The 2,139-nt window shown below is 71.0% G+C and carries 2 protein-coding genes; both read left to right on the top strand.

What is annotated here, in order from left to right:
• Nucleotides 1-1,148, top strand: a 1,148-nt coding sequence (locus SJH88_RS18975) for an FAD-binding oxidoreductase (protein ID WP_274755371.1), incomplete at its 5' end; no start/stop codon positions are given.
• A gap of 65 nt (nucleotides 1,149-1,213) precedes the next feature.
• A complete protein-coding gene (gene hutG / locus SJH88_RS18970; protein ID WP_274755370.1) occupies nucleotides 1,214-2,020 on the top strand; it encodes an N-formylglutamate deformylase in 807 nt (268 codons plus the stop codon).
• Nucleotides 2,021-2,139: the final 119 nt, after the last annotated feature.

Below are 2,139 nucleotides of genomic sequence, written 5' to 3'. Positions count from 1 at the left end.
CCGCCGTGCCCAGCGCCGACTGCGTGGCGCTGTCGCTGGAGCGCATGCCGGCGATCGAAGCCATCGACGCCCGCTCCGCCACCATGACGGTGCAGGCCGGGGCCACGCTGCAGGCCGTGCAGGAAGCCGCCGTGGACGCGGGCCTGGCGTTCGGCGTGGACCTGGGCGCGCGCGGCAGCTGCCAGATCGGTGGCAACGTGGCCACCAATGCCGGCGGCAATGGCGTGCTGCAGCACGGCATGATGCGCGAGCAGGTGTTGGGCCTGGAAGTGGTGCTGGCCGACGGCACGGTGCTGCCCATGCTGCGCCCCATGCTCAAGAACAACACGGGCTATGACCTCAAGCAGTTCTTCATCGGCGCCGAGGGCACGCTGGGCGTGATCACCCGCGTGCTGCTGCGCCTGCGCCCGCTGCCGCAGGCCAAGGCCACGGCCCTGGTCGCCCTGCCGGGTTTTGACCAGGCGCTGGCCGTGCTGCAGCGCATGCAAGGCCGCTTTGGCAACAGCGTGGCCGCGTTCGAGCTGATGTGGGACAACTTCGTGCAGGCCTCCGTGCAGTGGCAGCAGCTGCAGGCCCCGCTGGCGGAACGCCACCCGCTGCTGGCGCTGATCGACGTGGACGGCAAGGACGAGGCCAGCCTGCGCGAGGCCGTGGAAGCCGCCCTGGGGGACGCCATGGAGGCCGGCGAGGTGGTGGATGCCGTGATCGCCCAGTCGCAGACCCAGGCCAAGACGCTGTGGAAGCTGCGCGAAGCCCCGGCCGAGCTGAACACCCAGATGCACCCGCCGGTGAACTTCGACGTCAGCCTGCCGCAGGCCGAGATCGGGCGTTTCGCCGCGGCCATCCAGGCCGCTTTCGACGCGCGCTGGCCCGGCCACCACACGCTGTTCTTCGGCCACGTCGGCGACGGCAACCTGCACGTCTCCACCGACGGCGCCACGGTGGGCGGCGCGTGCGAGGCGGTCGAGGCCGAGCTGTACCGCGTGGTGGGCGCCTTCCACGGCAGCGTGTCTGCCGAGCACGGCATCGGCCTGCACAAGAAGTCCTTCCTGGCCCTGAGCCGCACGCCCCAGGAGCTGGCCGCCATGCGTGCCATCAAGGCCGCGCTGGACCCGCTGGGGTTGATGAACCCCGGCAAGGTGTTCTGATGGCCCGGGCCCGCGGCGCTGTGGGGCGCCGGGGCCATGGCATGTTTTTTGATAGCTGATTGCGTATGTCCCAAGCTCCTTTGCCCTTTGTTTTCCATCCAGGCACGGCGCCGCTGCTGATTTCCATGCCGCATGCCGGCACCCATCTGCCCGCCGACATCGCCGCCCGGCTGACGCCCGAGGCCCGCGAGGTGCACGACACCGACTGGCACATGCCCCAGCTGTACGCCTGCGCCCAGGCCCTGGGGGCCTCCCTCCTGGTGGCCACGCATTCGCGCTATGTGATCGACCTCAACCGCGCGCCCGATGGCGCCAGCCTCTACCCCGGCCAGAGCGTGACCGGCCTGTGCCCGGTCGACAGTTTTGCCAGCACCGCCTTGTATGCGTCGGTGGCGCAGGAGCCCGATGCGGCCGAGATCGAGCGCCGCAAGCGCCTGTACTGGCAGCCCTACCACGACCAACTGCGCGCCGAGCTGGACCGCCTGCAGCGCACGCACGGCCGGGTCGTGCTGTGGGATGCGCACAGCATCCGCTCGGTGCTGCCGCGCTTCTTCGAGGGCCAGCTGCCCGACCTGAACCTGGGCACGGCCGACGGGGCCAGCTGCGATGCGGGCCTGGCCCAGCAACTGCTGCAGATCGCGCAGACGGCACCCGGCCACACGGCCGTGCTCAACGGCCGCTTCAAGGGCGGCCACATCACGCGCCACTACGGCGCACCGGCGCAAGGCATCCACGCCGTGCAGCTGGAGATGACGCAGTGCAGCTACATGCAGGAGCAGATGCCGTTCGACTTCCTGCCCGAGCGCGCCGCGCGCATCCAGCCCACGCTGCAGCGCCTGCTGCAGGCAGCGCTGGACTTCGCCCGCGCATGAGCGCATGAGCCTGCCGCTGTTCGACACCGAGCCCCAGCCCGCCCAGCCGCTGGCCGAGGGCGCGGTCTTGCTGCGCGGCTGGGCTGCGCGCCAGGATGCGGCCTGGATCGCGGCCGTGC

The sequence above is a fragment of the Comamonas sp. GCA5 genome, assembly GCF_036541385.1.
GTDB classification, from domain to species: domain Bacteria; phylum Pseudomonadota; class Gammaproteobacteria; order Burkholderiales; family Burkholderiaceae_C; genus Comamonas; species Comamonas aquatica.
This window is presented reverse-complemented; position numbering and strand designations above follow the sequence as displayed.